The sequence below is a fragment of the Cryobacterium sp. Y50 genome, from assembly GCF_002929805.1.
Classification (GTDB): Bacteria; Actinomycetota; Actinomycetes; order Actinomycetales; family Microbacteriaceae; genus Cryobacterium.
Genome location: NZ_PJJM01000088.1, coordinates 18,824 through 37,738 on the forward strand (window position 1 = coordinate 18,824; position 18,915 = coordinate 37,738).

The following is an 18,915-nucleotide window of genomic DNA, read 5'->3' on the forward strand; positions in this document are numbered from 1 at the left end:
ACGCCGGCGGCGAGCTGTGATGCTCCGATGGCGCGCTAGGACTCTAAAGCGCGAGCCGCGAAGTACTCATAAAGACTCGACTCAATAGGAATCGCCAGCCCCAACGTCATTGACACCACATCGTGGCCACCGACGCCCGACATCTTTGTCTGACGGGCGTCCTGAGATGTCGCTTGTCCGAGATAGTAGAAATCGGTTCCTTCTGCGTCATCCTTCTTTGCGAAAACATGAAGGGGAAGACTGTTTTCAACAATCGCTTTCACCTCACCGCTTGCAAGGGTGCGCCTACTTCGGGTGAACCAGGTCAACGTCGAAGGGTTGAGAAACTCGTCTCCATAGTTGGTGCTTTCGGACACCTCAGACCCCTTGTGGTACGTGACAAATATTGGGCAGGTGTTTGAGACAAAATCGACCTTGTAGCCGTATATCGTGCTTTGTTCGTTGGACTTCCAATTCAGCAGACGGCAAGCGTCCTTGCGGGAATAGCGTTGGCCCACCTCCAGACGTCCGGTCCAATTGTGTCGATGGCGCGCGAGGTATAGCCCGGTCTCTACAACGTCGTTAACGTGCTCTTGGAACACCAGATCAGCGTTCCAAACCGCGGCGAACTTTTCGCTGAGGTCGTACACGCCATCACTTACAGTGATGACCGGTGCGGCGCCGTACTTTTCGGCTTCTGCCGCGGTAAAGAATTCCAAACTCAAGATGCCCAGTACGGAGGCAAGTGTTGCCGGATCGGTTGCCAGAGCACTTTTCTCAAGCAGTCGCGTGAAGGCTTGCACCTCTAGACCGTCCGCGCTGGACAAAAGCTCCTTGAGCAGCAGTAGCTCATGAGGCCGCTTACCATTCAGTAATTCGCCGGAAAGAAAGGTCAAAACTCCGTCTGCGTACTCTCCGACCGGAACGTTCATGGCACCGACCTTTTGGAGAAACCGCCAATAATTCTTTGCTTTTGTTGCAATGACGGTGGGATCCACTAAGTCGAAACGCGCAAAGTCGATTAGTAAAGGCACTCGGCCTAGGCGGTTCTGCACCTCGAGGAAGGACTTCTTAAGGTTCGACATGCTGTCGAGAGTCGTCGTTGCAAGGGATGCAAAAATTCGCTCTCTTGCAATAGCGTCAAAGTTGACGCTGGAAAGGCCGGCTATGGCACCGGCCTCTTGTGCGTCGATGATTTTCTTGCGGATCGAATCCTTGTTCAGGCTGCTGTCTCCGAAGAGTGCTATGGGAATCAGATAGTTATTTTCATAGTTGCCGATGAAGTCGATAACTACTAGGTGATCTTTGCCCGCGGCCTTCCGAAGTCCCCGTCCGAGCTGCTGGGTAAACACGATACTTGATTGTGTCTGACGCAGCATAACGACCTGATTGACTGAGGGAATGTCGATCCCCTCATTGAAAATGTCGACAGTGGCTATGTAGTCAAGCTCGCCGCGCTCGAGCATCTGCACGACCGCCTCTCGTTCGTCCACCGAGTCGGACCCGCTCAGCGCGCGCGTTCGGAGATGCTTTCCATGAACCTCGCGCAAGTTGAGAAGTGCCGAAAGGGCCATCGCCTCATCGTTCCTGCTACAGAAGATTAGGCCGCGTACCGGTGCGCCCGCGTGTCCATACTTTTCGATCGAGGCCACGAGGTAGTCAATGCGTTCAGAGGCGACAAGGTGCTTGAGGTCCGAGAGCTTGTCTATTACCTCGCCGTCTTTGACGTAGTCGGTTACGCCGTAGTAGTGAAAGGGTGCCAGCATGTCTGCCTCTAGGGCCTTTTGCAATCGGATTTCGTATGGCACATTGAAATCGAACAGCTCAAAGACGTTGAAATCGTCGGTTCGCTCGGGCGTCGCTGTCATTCCGAGCAAAAATTCTGGCTGGAGGTGTTCGATCACACTCCGATAGCTCTCGGCGCCCGCCCGGTGGACCTCGTCGATCAGAACGTAGTCAAATGCATCGGGCTCAATCCCAGCGAGATTCGCCGGCCTCGATAGGGATTGAATCGTAGCGAACACATAACGACGATCGAGTTCCCTTTTCGTTCCCACAAATTTGCCAAAGTCGCTGTCCGGAGCTCCCAAGACGCGCTTGAATTCAAATATGGCACGGTCCAAGATCTGCTCACGATGCACCACGAACAACATCCGTTTCGGTGCGCATGCCCGCACGTCGAGCGCCGAGAGGATCGTCTTTCCAGTTCCCGTCGCAGAAATAACAACCGCGCGTTTCTCCCCATTATCACGCAGTGCTGCAATCTCAGCGAGTGCTTCGACTTGCATTTCGTTGGGCTGAATGACTCCGCTGACTGGCAGATCAGTCACCGGCTCAATCGGGCCGATTGCAGCTGACGATGCGCGTATGGGTGCGATCCACGTCAGCGCGTACGCGTCAATCCAGTCTTTGGTAAGGGGAATCGAGGCATCAATATGAACCTGCGCGGCGCGATTAAGCTGCTGGACGATGTCCCCGTTAGGCAGAGCCGAAAAGCGCAGATTCCACTCGTGGTTGTTCAGGAGTGCGCGATCCGTCAGGTTCGAGCTACCTACGATCGCCGTGGTACTCGCCTCCTGCTCAAAAATGTATCCCTTGGCATGAAAGCCGGCAGAGGAATCTGGGTGCACGAAAACGTTGATTCCATCGAGATTGACGAGTTCCCGAAAGGCTGCAGGCGAGTTGAATCCTAAGTACGTGGATGTAATGATCGTGCCCGAACCTCGAAAATCGATAATTGCCTGCTTGAGCAGGGCTATCGCGCTTGGTGTGACGAAAGCCACACTAAAGATAAAGCGACGCGAGCGCTTTAGCTCTTCACGAATCGCTCGAAGCATCGTGTTGCCGGCCGAATTTGAGACGAGCGTCGGGTTAAAGACTTGATCGGCCTTTACTTGCGAGTTAAGAAATCCAAAGTTGTTGTCGATGGTCAGTTGACGGCTAGTCGCGCTCACTCGCGAAAGTCTTTCATTACCTGCACGACTGCCGGAATGTCAGCAGGTGCCCAATCAAGCTGGTCCAGATCGGCAGCCTGAACCCACCGAATTTCTGAGTGCTCGGTAAGTCGAGGCTCTTCGCCGGTTAGGGAGCAGTAGTAAGTCGTCAAGATAACGATCCCGAAGTCGTACTCGTGCTCGGTGGTTTCGATGCGCGCTCCGATCTCTGCTGCACAGAGCAACTCTTCTTCGAGTTCGCGGAGCAAAGCCTGCTCGGGTGATTCGTTCGCCTCTATCTTGCCCCCGGGAAACTCCCACATATCGGGTAGGGACATTGTCGAACTACGACGTGCTGCGAGAATTGTCTGGCCTCGAGTGAGGACGGCGCCGACGACATTGATTCTCTTCTTCACAGGTGAACTCCGATGCCTAGCCGTCAATCCGTAACGCCAGCTTAGCCAGCGCGGTCCGCTGGTGATCAAAGCAGCCGCAGGAGCTTCAAAGACCGCCGATGACTCCGAGGACCAACTTGTTGTAAAGAGGCAAGCCCACGAACACCCCGAGTGTCGCAGCTAACGCGAAACTGAGCAGGGTCCATGAGACTCGCCGCACGCGCGCTGTCTTTACATGGCTGTCGATTACAGCGAATTTCGCCATCAGACTCGGAGTCGGTAGCGATGTGAGTGCAGTCCAAGTCGCTGACGCGTCAACTATCGCTGCAAGCTCAACCAGATCGCCTTCGACGAGAGAAACTGGTTGTTTTAGAAGCCAACGGCGCAAACCGACCGCATCCATCACAGTGACGATGGCGGGCCTCTTCTTGATCGTGATCGGCCCGGGGCTGACCAGCGCGATCACGGCCTGCGCTGCCGGGAGCTGAGGCATCCGCTCTCGCAGCATTTTGGTGACGCGGGTGGCTTCAAATATGGAGTTGCGAAGGTAGGGCTGTTTCTGTCCATTGACCATAATCGTCCGCTCGGCGACCCAGATCTTTTTGCCGCGGTGATGTTTGGTGTTGATGGTGCAAATTCCGCCGGGGCCCACTACGAGGTGGTCGATGGCGGCGCCGGCTTTGCCGATCGGGAGGGCGTGGAAGACTCGCCACTCGGGCGGGAGCCGGCGGAGAATCCTGCCAACCTTGATCTCGCCCTGGGCACCGCGGTACCAGGCGAGGCTGTCGGCGGCCAGCGGGGAGATTCCCCAGAACCGGGCGAAACGTGTGCGCGCTGGCACCGACAGGTGATGACCACGCCGTCATGGGTCGCCTCGACGCTGTCGACAAGAGTGGAGAGTTTGTCCTTCGCTTCACTCACTGCCATGGTTTGCAGGGGACGATTCTAGCCTGACCGCGAATGTAGCCGGGTGAGCATCGTCTATCGAAGCAGCTTCTCGCGATCCGTTTCGCCGCGGTCGAAGATACTGCTGTCGCGATCGAGCACTGCCGAAAGGGCCGCCAGGCTGGCTCCGGCGTTACTCCGCTCGAATTTATCGTCCCGTTCCAAGGAAGGGCCAACGCCCGCGCCGGGATTTCGCTGCTGGAGCTGCGCAGGTGCAGTGCCGCCAGCAGGTGTGGGCCGTCCAGGTGGGAGAGCGTATAGACTTCTGCGGTCCCAAACGAGCCTCCGTCGACGCGTAGTCTGACTTTATACACGGCCGTGGTCACAGGGGGAAGTAATGCCATCACTCGTTGCATGGCTCGATGCATCGAGCGAAGACCAGCGTCGCATGCGGGAAATCGTCAACCTCTTCAGCGAGCGCGATAGCCGCGACGAGCTCGGGTTCGGTCAGGTTCGAGACGCACTAAGCGATTCCCTCTTTCCTGGCACGTCGACGCTGCTCACCCGTGCCCGCTACATGCTCCTCATACCCTGGTGCTTCACTGCGGCACAGTCGACCGGTCGGTCCGCGGATGACATCAGCGTTGCCGTCACCGCCAACGAGCGCGACTTGATCTTGGCGCTCAGGACGGGCGGCGACGAGCAGGGGCTGCTCGGAAGGGTGGCTGGCGCGAATCTCAAGACTCTGCCGTCTAGCGTGTACTGGGCGGCGCTTCGCAAGTACGGCATTCTCAGCTCGCCGTCGATGGACCGCCAAGACGCGATCGCCTTTGATTCGGCGAGCTCGGTGAGCGACGGGGAGATCGACAACGACCGGATCGGCGCCTGGTCTCCGACCCTTCCCGTAGCGCCGAAGGGATTCCCGTCTGAATCAGCGGGCAATTTCGATCTGTCGCCGTCAGAGGCGAACTGGCTGCGCGACCGCATGGCCGAAGGCAGCGAAGGAACGCTTCTTGGCCATCTGGTGGAATATCGACCCGAGGCTGCGAGCATCACCCCCTGGGACGATCCAACTTCACGTGAAGTGACCGGTGCCCCGCAACAGGTCTTGCAACACGCCAAGCTGTTTTCGTTCGCAGCGCACGGCGCGGCCCTGCTCTACAACCTGATGCTGGCCGAACAGTACGAATGCGCCGGGTACAACCAGATCGTTGCGCCGGTGGACCGATACAGCGACAAGCTCAGGGAATGGCAGCAGGAACGTGATCTCCTTGCCGATGAACTGAGCTCGTGGGACCGAACCGACTTCTGGACCAACATCGACGCGGGAAGCGGCTCGGTGGCGCCGCGATCACGAATGTTCGTCAATGACTGGTTGGATGCGTCGCTCGTCCTGGACACTCACGACCTCTCCGGTGGTCGAGACATGATTCGGTCCCGCGAGCGCCAGCACAAAGGCGCCCAGTCACGGCTCACCAATCACAAGCTTCTGCAGTCCTGGCAAGGGGCATCCGGAGCGGGCCGATTAGCGTTTCGCTGGCCCCAGGTAAATCGGATTCTCACCGACCTGCACGACGGATTGGAACGAACGGATGCTTGAACCCGACGCGCGCGCCGCCCTCACTGAGCAGCTCCGCCCACCCGCCGGGTATGAGCTGCTCCACGCTGTCGGTACCACGTTCACGCTCGACCTCACCAGTGCTCTGGCCAGCCCCCTGTCGTTTGCGGCGCACCGTGTGCGCGAGAGCGACGATCCCATTGCAATTCTCGACGCGGTGCGGCGAGCCGCCGATCGGGTAGATATCTTTGCCCAGGCCGGCCAGATCGTCGCCCCCCGACAGGCCTCTGATCTAGTCGCCTTCCTCGAGCCGATGCTGCATCCGGTCACCGCACGGTGCCCCGGTGGGCTCTTCCACCCGAAAGTGTGGATTCTTGAGTATGGCCGCGGCAGCGACCGCGCGTACCGGCTGCTGTGCTCGAGTAGAAACCTCACCGCTGACCGCAGCTGGGACATGGTCGTGCGCCTCGCACGGTACCCCCACCAACGTAGATCAGCCGGCGAGTGCCCCGGCACGCGACTTCCTTACCGCGCTCCCCCGGCTTGCTGTCACTCCCTTGACTGAAAACCGAACGCTCCACATAGCGGACTTAGCGCACCGCGTCAGCCGCGTGCGCTGGGAGGCCCCTGGTGACGTGCGCGAGGTCGTGCTGCATGCCCTGGGCATCGGGCGCCCGACGACGGCAGACTTCGACGGTAAGCGCCACCTGATTGTTTCGCCGTTCCTGTCCGATGACGGCATCGCCCGGCTCGCCCCCGCCAGATCGACCAAGGTGCACGTCGTCTCCCGAGCAGAAAGCCTGGACCGACTCCGGCCGGAGACGCTGAAGCGGATCGTCCCCTATGTGCTCGACGACGCGGCCCGCGACACGGCAGAGGTCGACGGTGACCCACTCGAAGGCCTGCACGCCAAGACGTTCGTTCTCGACAGACGCGACGGGTCCCACGTCTTTATCGGGTCCGCGAATGCGACCAACGCTGCTTTCACGCAGAACGTCGAGTTCATGATCGAGTTGATCGGCCCCCTGCCCCGCATCGGCGTCGAGGCCGTCTTCGGCGAGAAATCGGCTCTGTTCCAACTGGTCGTGCCGTATCCGGCCACCGGCGGCGTAGAGCACAGCGACGACGACAAGGCTGATCATGCGTTGGAGTCGGCGATCCGGTCTCTCGCCACCTCGCGCCTGCGCAATACTGTGGTCGCATGCGACGAGTCGAACTTCGACATCCTCGTCGAGTCGCTCGATTCGACGCACCCACCGGCCGATCTCCAAATTTACGTACGTTTGCTGACGAGGCCGGGGAATTCGCATCCACTCCCGGTGGTCACTGGCGAGAGCGTACGGTTCGAGGCCATGCCGCTTACCGACGTGACCCCGTTTCTTGTGATTCGAGTCGTCGACACCCGCGGCGAAGAGCGCAGCACCGTCGTGCGGGTCGAGCTCGTCGGCGATCTCCCTGGGCGGCGGGACGCCGTGCTCGCGCGGCAGATCGACACTCCGGAGAAGTTCCTTCGCTTCTTGATGCTGCTGCTCGCCCAGGACAGCGATGATGGGGCGCTTTTCACTGCGGGTGGCGGGGGTAGTTTCGGTGACTGGGGCGCCGACGGTGTCGGTCTCTTCGAGGCGCTGGTGCGCTCGGTGGGCGCTCGCAACTCCGGACTTGACGACCTCGGTCATCTGATCGAGCGCCTCCAAGCGGATGCCGCGGCGACCGTTCTTCCCGCGGGTTTCGACGAACTCTGGGCTTCTGTCTGGTCGGCACATCTCACTTTGCAGGGCGCCCGGCTGTGACTGTGTTCAATGCTGAGGCTGTGCTCAGCGAGCTCAAAGGATTTCAGCGCGACGCCGTCGACCACGTCATTCATCGGTTCTATGGTTCTGCCGATGCGAGCCGCCGATTTCTCGTCGCCGACGAGACGGGGCTTGGTAAGAGCGTGGTGGCTCGCGGTGTGATTGCGCGAACCATCGAACAGCTACAACACGATGACACCGTCGACCGGATTGACGTGGTCTATATCTGTTCGAATACTGACCTGGCACAGCAGAATCTTCAGCGGCTCAACGTGACCGGCAACCCGCATCTCGCGTTCACCAGTCGGCTGACGCTGCTGGCTTTGGAGTCCCGACGTCTCGGCGGTACCGCGATCGACGGCAAGGTTGTGAATCTGGTGTCGTTCACTCCGGGAACGTCCTTCAACAACTCAAGTTGGCGCACCGGGTCGAAGGAAGAGCGTGCCCTGCTGCATGTGATTCTGAACGATGAGCTGCAGCACAATCTCGCTCAGAGTCACGCCTCACGGCTCTTCTTTCAAGGCACGGTGCGCACGGAGAAATCGTTCTCATACTGCGTGGAGTGGATCCGACGAGTGCTCGACGGCCCGGTTCACGAGCCGATCCTCACTGCGTTTCGCAGTAACGCGTCCAGCCTCGGCTTGCTAGCTCGGTACCAGCGCATCGTCGACGACATCGTGCAGAACGGGCTGCCGACGGAGATGAACGTCATCAAGGAAATCACCGCTGAGCTACGGGGGGCTCTTGCGCGTGCCAGTGTTGAGACACTGGAGCCCGACCTCGTCATTCTTGATGAGTTTCAGCGCTTCAGCCACTTGCTCGATCCGGAGACGGGAGGCGACGCCGCCGAGCTTGCGCATCACCTTTTTGACTACGGCCAAGCCAAGGTCCTGTTGTTGTCGGCGACGCCGTATAAGGCGTACACAGCCCCAACAGATGACTCCGACGACGACCACTACACCGATTTCATTGCCGTCCTGAGCTTTCTCGCGGGAGGAGCGACGGCGGATCTGTCCGAGGTGAAACGGCTCTTCGAAGAATATCGTGCCGGCATTGCGGCAGGCGCGTTGGTGGCGGACATCGCGGCATCCCTGCGCATTCGCCTACTGCGCTGGATGAGTCGTACCGAACGTCCGCAGCTCGGCGCTGACGGAATGCTGCGGGAGCGCCACATTACCTCGGCGTTGCCGTCGCCGGCGAACCTCATCGGCTTCGCCGGGCTGCAGCGTCTGGCCCAGGAGCTCGACGCGCCGATCTCCGTTGAGTATTGGAAGTCGATCCCCTATTTCGGCAACTTCATGGAGAACTACCAGGTCTCCAGGGCGCTCGACAAACGACTCGAGGACGCGGAATCTGCACAAGCGATCGAGCCCTATTTGGCGGGTTTGGATACGCTCGATGCCGAGGCATTGTGCTCTTACGAGCCCGTCCGGATTGGGTACGGACACATAGGTAGCCTCGCTGAGGACATGCTCGAGTCCGGGCTGTGGAAGCTGCTGTGGCTGCCTCCGTCGATGCCGTACTTTGAGCCGGGCGGGCCCTTCGCAGAGCGTGGTGTCGTGTCGGCCACAAAACGGCTCGTGTTCTCGACGTGGACTGCGACACCTACAGCGATTGCGAGTTTGCTCAGCTACGAAGCGGAACGACTGACAGCGTTCGGTTCGACCCGCCTGACCCGAAACACGGCCGAGGCACGCAAGAATCTGGCGTCCCGTCTCAACTGGGCGACCGTGGATGGGAGGGCCAACGCCATGTCGACGCTGGCACTTTTTTGGCCCCACCCCGCGCTCGCACTGCAGGCCGACCCGCTGGATGTCGCTCGTCGCCATGCCGGGATGCCGGTGCGAGTGCCAGCGCTTGCTGCGGAAGCTGATGTGCAGGCCTCCTTTGACGGCGAGGCGGTCGCTGGTCAGGCTTGGCAGGCGTATTTCAGCACGCCTGGCATGGTGCCGACCGGCCTGACTGCTGCTCGCGTGACGTCCGCCATGGAGAGTCGCGGAGCTGAGCTGCCTGACGATGAATCACAAACGAGCGCAGGCCTACGCATCCACGTCGATGCAGCGTTCGATGCCGGTCAGGCCGGAGATGACGTGTCGCACGAGCATTTGGCGCGACTCGCGCTTCATTCCCCGGGCAACATCGCCTATCGGGCGCTGTCCAGGCTCCGGACCATAGCGGATGCCACCACCGACGCAGGATTGTGGAGTGCTGCAGCGCTGCTGTCGAACGGACTCCGAAGTCTGTTCAACCGACTGGAGACCACGCTGCTGCTCGATCAGCTCTACTCGACCGGGGAGGCCTACTGGCTCGTCGTGCTCCGGTATTGCGCGGACGGCAACCTGCAGGCATCCATGGATGAGTACCTATTCCAGCTGCGCAGCGAAACCGGGGGCACTGCCCTCACCGACGAAGTACTCCTCCAGCTCGCCGGGCGCGCTTACGACGCAGTTACATTGCGGCCGTCTACCTACCGCGCTCGAGATCTCGCGGACCCCACCACCAGTATCCCCTTCACAGCCCGATTTGCCCTGCGGTACGGAGGCAAGCAACAGGAGACCGAAAGTGCTCGCCAGCCGGAGATTCGAAACGCCTTCAACAGCCCATTCTGGCCGTTCGTGTTGGCGTCCACCAGCGTCGGCCAAGAGGGCATCGACTTTCACTGGTGGAGCCATGAAGTGCTGCACTGGAACCTGCCGTCGAACCCGGTGGACTTCGAACAACGCGAAGGCCGCGTCAACCGCTTCGCCGGCCACGCAGTGCGCAAGAACATTGCAGCCGAGCACTGGCGGGATGTTGTTGCGTCAAGCGAGTCAAACCCCTGGAAGGTTGCATTTGACGCCGCCCAGACGGCTCACCCCGAACTCGGGGAGTTCGCCCCGTACTGGCTCTACCCCGGTGCGTCCAAGGTGGAGCGGCAGATCATCACCTATCCCCTCAGCCGCGATATCGAGAAGGTCGAGCGCCTCAAGGACGCACTAACTCTGTACCGGCTCACTCTCGGACAGCCCCGCCAGCAGGACATGCTCGAGATGATGCAGCGGCGTGGGGTCAACCCGTCGCAGGTCGCGAAACTGGACTTGAGCCCTCCAGTGCGGGATCGCTGACCTGAAGGCGCGGCGTCGGTTCGGTCAGGCCTCGAGAGGTTTTTCGACACTTTGGTTCTGCCAGCTGCCATAGCTGACGTCGGCCTGCTTCTTAATCGTTGTCGATGCGGGGCTGACCACGACGATCACAGTCTGCGCGGGCGGGACCCGCGGCATCCGATGACGCCTAGCGGCGAATGCCGTGCCGCTCGGCGCCGGAGTGTTTGTCGCCAGAAAGCGGGGCGGCTGGGAGGCTTTGCTCAGGAGCGGCTGGACACAATAGAAACCCCAGCCAAACCGAAGGGCCCCCTATGAGCAATTTCCAGCGCATTCTGAGCATGGCAGCAAAAGCCCTTGAACAGAAAGGGCAGCCGTCGTCGGGCGGGTCAGGCAAGACGGATTGGCGCGAGATGGTGCGCACCGCAGCCGACAAGGTCACCGGAGACAGCAAGCCCCCGGCGAACAACGTGCAGCGCAGCGCCGCTCCCCTCTCTGGTTCGAACGTGAGCGCCCAAGACCGCGCGGCCATCGCCCGCTACGACTATCTGTTGCAGACCGCGCAGCCCCAGCAGCTTGAGCAGGTTCACCGCGACGCCTTCGCGCGGCTCACGCCGGCGCAACGCGACGAGGTCAACGCCCAGCTGCGCGCAGAGCTGCCCTCCAACGAATATCCGGCATCGACCAGTCCGGACGACCTGGCCCGATCGGCCACCCGCGGCGAAGCCCAGAATCCCGGCTTCCTGAAGAAACTGTTCGCCAAACCGTCCGGCCGAGGAGCCGCCAGCGCACTTGCCGGAGCGGGTGTCGCCGCTGCCGGGATCGGTGCTGTCGGGATCGGTGCCGGCGGACTACTTGCCGCCGTCGCCGGTGGCGCGGTGCTCAGCACTGTGGCCGGGCCCCTCCTGGAACAGGCTGCGGGACTGGGCGTCGATTTTGAGAGCCTCGCCGGCGGTCTCGAAGGAATCACCCAGGGCGTCGATGTCGAAAACCTCGCCGGCGGTCTCGAGGGAGTCACCCAGGGCTTCACCGACGGCGCGGGCGAGTACGCGACCGGACTGGGCGAGCAGGTGTCTGATTTGGGATCGAACTTTGAGATCCCCGGCCTCTCGGCACTCGGCAACTTGTTTGGCCGCGACTAGACAATACCGACGAAGGCGGCTTCGCTAGCAGCCGGCCGGGACTCGGCCGGGGTCTGTGTCGCCATCGGCACGATGGCACTCGCGCTACGCTAACGTGTGCAACTTTCCCTCTGGCTGGCCCTCGTGGGCGCCGGCGTGCTAATCAGCTTCACCCCCGGCGCCGGTGCGATCAACACCATGAACAACTCGCTCACCAGCGGATTTCGCCGTTCGATCTGGGGAATTTTCGGGCAGCAGGCTGCACTAATCGTGCACATCATCGTGGTGGCACTCGGCGTCGGGGTACTCGTCTCCGGCTCACCCATACTCTTCAACGTCATCCGCTACGCCGGAGCCGCCTACCTGGTGTTTCTGGGCATCCGTTTAATTCTGCAAAAACCCGACCCGTCTCGCGATACAACCGTGACGTTGACCCGGGAGCCAGCCTGGTCAATGTTTCGCCGCGGCCTATGGGTCAACCTGCTCAACCCCAAGGCTCTCGTGTTCTTTCTCGCGTTCATGCCGCAGTTCATCCAGCCGGAACAGCCGCTGCTCCCCCAATATCTCGTACTGACCGTCACCGTAGTACTGATCGACATCGTCGTGATGTGGCTGTTCTTCGCGATCGCGGCCAAATCGTTTCAGCGCTTCACGAACACCACTCGCGGCCAGCTCATTCTCAACCGCACCTTCGGCCTGCTGTTCATAGCCGTCGCGCTGCTGCTGGCGCTGGTGCACTGAGCGGGTAAACCCAGGCGCGCCTGACCATCAGCGCTCTCGGAATGAGCCAGCCGGTCGTCGTCGGGTCCCCGCGCGGATCGCGGAGCAAACCTCCGCCCGACCGGTTCCCTACAACGCGAGCGCCGGCTCCCCCAGCGCCCGCATGACCGAGTACAGGTCGGCTTTTCCCTCGAAGCCGATCCCGGGCAGGTTCGGCATCGTGATGAAGCCGTTCACCACCTCTGATCCATCGGGAAAACCTCCGAAGGGCTGGAACAGGTCGGGATAGCTCTCGTTACCACCGAGGCCGAGGCCGGCCGCGATGTTGAGGGACATCTGGTGGCCGCCGTGCGGGATACAGCGCGAGCGGGACCATCCGTTCTGCTCGAGCATATTGAGGGTGCGCAGGTATTCCACGAGCCCGTAACTGAGCGCGCAGTCGAACTGCAGCCAGTCTTTCTCGGGTCGCAGGCCTCCGTAGCGAATGAGGTTGCGGGCGTCCTGCATGGAGAACAGGTTCTCGCCGGTAGCGATGGGCTTGTCGTAGGCGGCGGCAACCGCCGCCTGCGCTTCGAAGTCCAGGGGATCGACGGGCTCTTCATACCAGAACAGGTCGTACTGCGAGAGCGCCCGAGCGTATTCCACGGCGGTCGCCTGGTCGAAACGACCGTTGGCGTCTACGGCCAGTCGCTGATGCGGTTCAAGCATGCCCAGCACGGCTTCGATGCGCTGCAGGTCGTCGGCAAGCGGCGCTCCACCGATCTTGGCCTTCACCACGGTGTAGCCGCGGTCGAAATAGCTCTGCATCTCATCGGTCAGGCCGGTGAGGCCGCGCTCGGGCTGGTAGTAGCCGCCGGCGGCGTAGACGAAGACCTCACGGTTAGGCGTTCCCGTACCGAAACGCTCGGCCAGCAGCTGAAACAGCGGCTTTTCCTCGATCTTGGCCAAGGCATCCCAGACAGCCATGTCAACCGCGCCCACCGCGACGGATCGCTCACCATGCCCGCCGGGCTTTTCGTTGGTCATCATGGTGTTCCAGATGCGTTCCGGGTCGAAGTTGTCGCGCACCGGGTCGAGCAGGTCGACCGGGTCGGCTTCGAGCAGGCGCGGCAACAGACGCTCGCGAATGATGGCACCCTGGCCGTAACGCCCGTTGGAGTTGAAGCCATAGCCCACGACCGGGCGGCCATCGCGCACGACGTCAGTGACAACGGCGACCACGCTCAGGGTCATCTTGCTGAAATCGATAAAGGCGTTGCGAATCGGCGAGCTGATCGGCATGGTCTGCTCGCGCACATCAACGATTCTCATCGCAGAACAGCCTCGGCCGTCACTGTCGCGAAGGCGGCGGCGAGGGCATCGGAGACCTCTTCGGTGGTGGCGCGTCCGCCGAGATCGGGGGTGCGCACATCCGTTTCGAGCAGCACGTGGCCCATGGTGTCGACGAGCGCGGCGCCCGCTTCGGGGTGGCCGAGGTGGTCGAGCATCATCGACGCCGCCCAGACTTGACCAAGCGGGTTGGCCTTTCCTTGACCGGCAATGTCGGGTGCCGAGCCGTGCACCGGCTCGAACATCGAGGGGAACTCGCCCTCGGGGTTGAGGTTGGCCGAGGGCGCGATGCCGATGCTGCCGATGATGGCCGCGCCGAGGTCCGTGAGAATGTCGCCGAACAGGTTGGAGGCCACAATTACGTCGAAGCGGCCCGGGTCCAGTACGAACAAGGCTGCGAGGGCGTCAATGTGATATTCCGAGATCTCCAGAAGCGGATGCTCCTGCCCCAGTTCGCGCAGAATCTCGTCCCAGAACGGCATGGTGTGAATGATGCCGTTGGACTTGGTGGCGCTGGCCAGGCGGCCCTCGCGCTGTTCGGCGAGGTTGATGGCATAGTTCATGGCCCTGGTAACGCCAAAGCGGGTGAAAATCGATTCTTGGATGGCGACTTCCTGCGGTAACCCGCGATAGAGACGTCCGCCGCTCTCGGAGTATTCGCCCTCGTTGTTTTCGCGCACGACCTGAAAGTCGATGCCGCCAGCCGGCACCTTGCGCAGCGGGCTTTCGATTCCGGGGAGGAGCTTGATCGGTCGCAGGTTGATGTATTGCTGGAACGCGCGCCGGATGGGAATCAGCAGGCCCCACAGCGATACGTGGTCAGGAACGCCGGGAAACCCGACCGCGCCGAGCAAAATCTGGTCACACTCGGCGAGCTGTTCGATGCCGTCGGCGGGCATCATGGCCCCGGTGCGAGCGTAGTACTCGCAGCTCCAGTCAAAATTTTGCCATTCAAAAGCGAACCCGAAACGGTGGCCGGCCAGCTCGAGCAGGCGCTGTGCCGGGGGCATCACTTCGGTGCCGATTCCGTCGCCGGGAATGACGGCAATGCGGTGGGTGGGAATGGTCAGGTGGGTGGGAATGGTCATGGGGTTACCTCCAAGTTTGGATAGTTCGTTTGGGAAGGGTGAAGATCTGAATGCGCCACATTTCCTACGCGCCGGTGCCCGAACCACCCTCGTGCACGCTCACGGTCGGCTCGATGCCATCGGCACCGACAACCTCTCGCCAAGCCTCGAACCCACCCTGGAACGCTACGATGCCAGCCTCGGGCAGCGAGATCTCGATCGCTTCCAGAATCTCGGTCGCCGACACCCCAAGGTCCAGAGCCACCCGGATATGGCTTTGGATGTGCCCCTTCGACGCGCGCATCACCGTGAGGCTCACGATGAAGATGAGCTCCTTGGTACGCCGGTCCAGGGTGCGCTGGTCGAGGTACGCGGCCGACACCAGGTGATTCGCGGCCTGCAGCACCGGAAAATCCTGTTTCGCCATCACCTTGTGGTAATCGAGCACATAACCACGCTTGCGGGCCATCTCGTCGATGTAGTCCTGCGGGTTCTCAGACATGAACTGCTCCTTCTGATTCGGATCGAATTGCTAGGGATCGAAGCTCGAACTGGTTGACGACTTCGACATAGCGCACGACCTCGGTATGGTCTAACAGCACGGTGTTCCCGAGCACCCGACGGGCCTCGGCGAGCACCCCCACGGTCGTGTCCGTGATCGGCGTGCTCATTCCGGCACCGAGCGCCTGAGCGATCGCCACGTCCTTGAGCATGAGGTCGAGCGAGAAACCGGAATCGAACGTGCCGTTCAGCACGTGTTTGGCGTACTTCACCTCGGTGGCCTGGCTGCGCCCGGTCGACGAATTCACTACGTCCAGCATTACCGCAGCGTCGATGCCAAAGCTGCGCGCCACCGTGAAGATCTCGGCCGCAGCCGCGAGATTGGTGGCCGACAACAAATTATTGAGCGCCTTCGCGGCGTGCCCGGACCCGCTCGGCCCCACCACGGTGATGCGGGTGCCGAGCGGAGCCAGGTGTTCCATCGCCCGCTCCCGATCAGCCGCGAGCCCGCCCACCATGATCGACAGCTCCCCGATGCTGGCCTTTGCCACCCCGCCGGACACCGGGGCATCCACGAACGCGATCCCGGCGGAAGCGGCCTGGGCGGCTAGCCGCTGCGTGCTCGCCGGCTCCGACGAGCCCATATCGATCACGAGGCCACCGGGCTCGAGCTGGGCGAGCAGCGCTACCACGACGGATTCGACGATACGGCTGTTGGGGAGCATCAGGATCACCGTGCGGATGCCTGCCGGAAGCTCCTCGAGCCCGGCCAGTGTCCGACCGCCCACCGCGGCGGCGAGCGTGGCGCTCGCCGCCGCATCCACGTCGTAGAGCAGCACGTCACGACCGGGCGCATAGCGGCGAACCATCGGGTCGCCCATTTTGCCGAGGCCGATGAACAGTGTGGTCATAATGTCTCCTTTGACAGTGTGGAAAAGTACAGTGCTCAGGCCACGGGCACCGGGGGCGGAGTAGTTCGAGCCAGCACCACGGCGATGTATCCGGCCACGATCTGCACCGCACCCACAATGATCCACAGCGCTACCTCGGGCACCGCCGCATAGAGCAAGCCGAATGCGAGCGGGCCGGCACCGCTGCCGATGTAGGTACCGATCTGCATGATGCCCGTCGCGCTTGGCGTAGCCGGACCGGCCACGCGGGACACCACAAAGTGGGTGAGTCCGGGCCAGCCCCAGCCAATGCCGAGAGCCAGCAGCATGCCCACCACGAAGGTCCACTGGGTGTCGACGGCCATGAGCAGCACCCCAACGCCGCCGACGCACATCATGGTGGCCACGGTCGCGAGGGCGAATTTGCTGTTTGCCCGATCGGCGATCCGTCCCACGATGACGCGCACGGTGACGCTGAGCAAACCGCCTACGCTCAAGAGGGTGCCCGCCCACGCTAGCGGCAGGCCGCGCTCGATGCCGGTGATCACCGCATACGCGGTGACGGCACCGGTGGCCGCGGCCGAGAGCGTGGTGACGCTCGTCATCAGCAGCAGGTACTTCATCAGCGCCGGTGTCAGCGGCACGTGTGAGCCGCCCTGCCGATGGCGCGAGAGTTCCCCGCGCGGTACCGACCACCAGAACAGCACGCCCACCGCGAGCGCGAACAAGCTCGCCAGACCGAAACCCCAATGCCACCCCAGGGTGAGCGCGAGCGCGGGCACGGCCAGCCCGGCCAGGAACGCGGAGAACGGGATCGCCGATTGCTTAATACCGAACGCGGTCGCGAGCATACCGCGCCGCACCCGCAGGTTGATCAGCTGATTCGCCGCCGGGTGACTGATGCCATTGGACACCCCACCCACTCCAGCCCACACCAGCAGCCAAGCCCACGACGGCACCAAGAATGCGGCGCCCGCGAGGCTCAGCGCGCCGACGACCACCCCGAGGAGGGTTGCCGAGCGAATGCCCGACCACGACACGAGCCGGCCGGCCAGCAGGGACATCACCGCGGCCGAACCCCAGTAGCTGGCCACCGCCGCGCCGAGCACCCACTGTGGCGCCGGCACATCGCGCTGGATCTGCACGAACAGGGCGCCAAGCAAGAATACCGGCAGCCCGCCAGTGATGGTGGCGCCCACCGCGAGCACCACCGCACGGGAGCCCGACTCGCGCCGGCGCATCACTTACGCACGAGAGGCAGTGACAGTATCTCTGGGCACTGCTACGCCTCCACCGAGCACTGTGGAGTCGTCGAGCTCGGACACGCTTGCGGCCAGTGCCTTCGCCGCGGGCGCCCCGATCAGCCCTTCCGCCTTCTGCACGATGTCGGCCCAGGTTGCCCGGTCGCCCGGCGCCCCACGGAAGGAATTTTCGCTCTTCTCGATCACGGTTCCGTTTCGGAGCACAACCTGCACTTCGGCCTGCCACCGAGCCGGGAATGCGGCCTCGAGCGAGTCGCTGCGATAGCACTCGACTTTTTCCATCCACTCCATTAACTCCGCGGCCACGGCAGGTGCGTCGTCGAACTGGTCGACAGTGGCGCGCCCGGTTGCGAGCGCGACCGCCGCGCCGAACGGCATATTGAACTGGGCGTCCACCGGCGTGTTGACCACGAGTTTGCGTGCCGCGGGCTCAGACACGAGCGAGGCACCGGCCCGGATCACGCCGACCCGGATGCGTGCGACATCGTCGATGCCGAGCTTGGGGTTCTGCTTGCGAATGTCGCGCAGCAGGTCAATGTTGCCGTGCATATAGCGGCAGCAGGGGTAGAACTTGATCGAGGTATCGAGCGCGCTGCGGCCGAATTCGAGCGCCAACTGTCGGCCCTCGACCACGCCCGCGCCGTACTGCACGAGAAAGCCGTCTCGGCCCTCGATGGCCGTGGCCGGTGCGGTGAATCCGGCGGCGGCGAGCTTCGCGGCGCGAATACCCGTGGCCGCGGCATGCCCGGCGTTGAGCCGTTTGGTCCAGGAGCCGTCGGCCAGAAATTCGAGCGAACCAGACGCCATGTTCGCCGCCAGTCCGAGGGCATGCGCCGTCTGCTCCACCGTGAGACCGAGCAGCCGGGCCGCCGCCGCCGCGGCACCGAGGCAGCCGGCCACCCCCGTGGGGTGAAAGCCGCGCCCGTAGCTCTCGCGGGCACCGAGCAGCACGCCCACCGTGCACATCACGTCGTAGCCCACGATGGCGGCTTGCAGTACCTCACCGGTGAGCGACTGCCGCGTGCTGGCGAGAGCGAGCACTGCCGGGAAGATGACGACGCCGGGGTGCAGCGAGGACTCCTCGAAGGTGTCATCGAGTTCGAGGCCGTGTGCGGTGATGCCGTTCACCAGGGCGGCGCTTTCCACCGTGGCAAAGCCGCTCGTACCAGCTCCATCCACTCCGTGCAGGGCGGCCGGAAAGAAGGCCGTCGGCTGCTGCGATATTTCGACGGCGGCACGGGCAGCCACCGCCGAGTCGCGGTGAAACCCGCCGCCGGTGATGGCGTGGTAGTCGAGCAGTAGCAGCCGCATCCACTCTGCAAGCTCGGGCGACACTGTGTGGTCGGCCACGGCGTGGGCGGCGAGACGGTGTGAGACGGTACTCATGTCGGTGCCTTTCATAGCA

Annotated in this window: 16 protein-coding genes; 6 read left to right on the forward strand and 10 right to left on the reverse strand. The window is 62.4% G+C overall.

The window, feature by feature from the left end:
- Positions 1–35 precede the first annotated feature (35 nt).
- The 3 genes from CXY73_RS09360 to CXY73_RS09370 form a co-directional block, all read right to left on the reverse strand.
- Positions 36–2,933: a DUF3427 domain-containing protein gene (locus tag CXY73_RS09360; RefSeq protein ID WP_104177575.1), complete on the reverse strand. Its 2,898-nt coding sequence runs from the start codon at positions 2,931–2,933 to the stop codon at positions 36–38.
- Positions 2,930–3,328: a (deoxy)nucleoside triphosphate pyrophosphohydrolase gene (locus CXY73_RS09365; RefSeq protein WP_104177576.1), complete on the reverse strand. Its 399-nt coding sequence runs from the start codon at positions 3,326–3,328 to the stop codon at positions 2,930–2,932. Before CXY73_RS09365 ends, CXY73_RS09360 begins: the two co-directional genes overlap by 4 nt.
- 85 nt (positions 3,329–3,413) lie before the next feature.
- A complete protein-coding gene (locus tag CXY73_RS09370) occupies positions 3,414–4,148 on the reverse strand; it encodes a nuclease-related domain-containing protein (protein WP_158253046.1) in 735 nt (244 codons plus the stop codon).
- 441 nt (positions 4,149–4,589) lie between these two features.
- On the opposite strand from CXY73_RS09370, the gene CXY73_RS09375 reads away from it, so the two are divergent.
- The 4 genes from CXY73_RS09375 to CXY73_RS09385 are packed head-to-tail and all read left to right on the forward strand — an operon-like array spanning position 4,590 to position 10,644.
- The gene (locus CXY73_RS09375; RefSeq protein WP_104135470.1) at positions 4,590–5,792 is read left to right on the forward strand and encodes a DUF6361 family protein; all 1,203 of its coding nucleotides are present in this window, start codon (positions 4,590–4,592) and stop codon (positions 5,790–5,792) included.
- Positions 5,785–6,315, forward strand: coding sequence for a hypothetical protein (locus CXY73_RS22290; protein ID WP_199185328.1), 531 nt, complete (start codon positions 5,785–5,787; stop codon positions 6,313–6,315). Before CXY73_RS09375 ends, CXY73_RS22290 begins: the two co-directional genes overlap by 8 nt.
- Positions 6,308–7,540 (forward strand): phospholipase D family protein, encoded by a 1,233-nt coding sequence (locus tag CXY73_RS09380; RefSeq protein ID WP_199185330.1) that lies wholly within the window; start codon positions 6,308–6,310, stop codon positions 7,538–7,540. Before CXY73_RS22290 ends, CXY73_RS09380 begins: the two co-directional genes overlap by 8 nt.
- Positions 7,537–10,644, forward strand: a complete 3,108-nt coding sequence (locus CXY73_RS09385; protein WP_104177577.1) for a helicase-related protein — start codon at positions 7,537–7,539, stop codon at positions 10,642–10,644. The genes CXY73_RS09380 and CXY73_RS09385 overlap by 4 nt, the downstream gene beginning before the upstream one ends.
- Before the next feature lie 24 nt (positions 10,645–10,668).
- Here CXY73_RS09385 and CXY73_RS23230 read toward each other — a convergent pair whose 3' ends face one another.
- The gene (locus CXY73_RS23230; RefSeq protein ID WP_255411378.1) at positions 10,669–10,800 is read right to left on the reverse strand and encodes a hypothetical protein; all 132 of its coding nucleotides are present in this window, start codon (positions 10,798–10,800) and stop codon (positions 10,669–10,671) included.
- A gap of 134 nt (positions 10,801–10,934) precedes the next feature.
- Here CXY73_RS23230 and CXY73_RS09390 point away from each other — a divergent pair, with 134 nt between their 5' ends.
- Together CXY73_RS09390 and CXY73_RS09395 are read left to right on the forward strand one after the other, a co-directional pair.
- Positions 10,935–11,762, forward strand: a complete 828-nt coding sequence (locus tag CXY73_RS09390) for a hypothetical protein (RefSeq protein ID WP_104177578.1) — start codon at positions 10,935–10,937, stop codon at positions 11,760–11,762.
- Positions 11,763–11,858: 96 nt separating this feature from the next.
- Entirely contained in the window at positions 11,859–12,482 is a 624-nt protein-coding gene (locus tag CXY73_RS09395) for a LysE family transporter (RefSeq protein ID WP_104135474.1), read from the forward strand.
- Positions 12,483–12,590: 108 nt separating this feature from the next.
- Here CXY73_RS09395 and CXY73_RS09400 read toward each other — a convergent pair whose 3' ends face one another.
- The 6 genes from CXY73_RS09400 to CXY73_RS09425 all read right to left on the reverse strand — a co-directional run bounded on the left by CXY73_RS09400 (position 12,591) and on the right by CXY73_RS09425 (position 18,896).
- Positions 12,591–13,772, reverse strand: coding sequence for a mandelate racemase/muconate lactonizing enzyme family protein (locus CXY73_RS09400; RefSeq protein WP_104135475.1), 1,182 nt, complete (start codon positions 13,770–13,772; stop codon positions 12,591–12,593).
- Positions 13,769–14,878 (reverse strand): tartrate dehydrogenase, encoded by a 1,110-nt coding sequence (locus tag CXY73_RS09405; protein WP_199185331.1) that lies wholly within the window; start codon positions 14,876–14,878, stop codon positions 13,769–13,771. Before CXY73_RS09405 ends, CXY73_RS09400 begins: the two co-directional genes overlap by 4 nt.
- Positions 14,879–14,942: 64 nt before the next feature.
- The gene (locus CXY73_RS09410) at positions 14,943–15,359 is read right to left on the reverse strand and encodes a carboxymuconolactone decarboxylase family protein (RefSeq protein WP_104135476.1); all 417 of its coding nucleotides are present in this window, start codon (positions 15,357–15,359) and stop codon (positions 14,943–14,945) included.
- A complete protein-coding gene (locus CXY73_RS09415) occupies positions 15,352–16,269 on the reverse strand; it encodes an NAD(P)-dependent oxidoreductase (protein ID WP_104135477.1) in 918 nt (305 codons plus the stop codon). Before CXY73_RS09415 ends, CXY73_RS09410 begins: the two co-directional genes overlap by 8 nt.
- 35 nt (positions 16,270–16,304) lie before the next feature.
- Complete coding sequence (locus tag CXY73_RS09420; protein WP_146071712.1) at positions 16,305–17,489, reverse strand: CynX/NimT family MFS transporter; 1,185 nt, start codon at positions 17,487–17,489, stop codon at positions 16,305–16,307.
- A gap of 3 nt (positions 17,490–17,492) precedes the next feature.
- Positions 17,493–18,896 carry an MmgE/PrpD family protein gene (locus tag CXY73_RS09425; RefSeq protein WP_158254090.1) on the reverse strand — a complete coding sequence of 468 codons (1,404 nt, stop codon included), beginning with the start codon at positions 18,894–18,896 and terminating at the stop codon, positions 17,493–17,495.
- Positions 18,897–18,915: the final 19 nt, after the last annotated feature.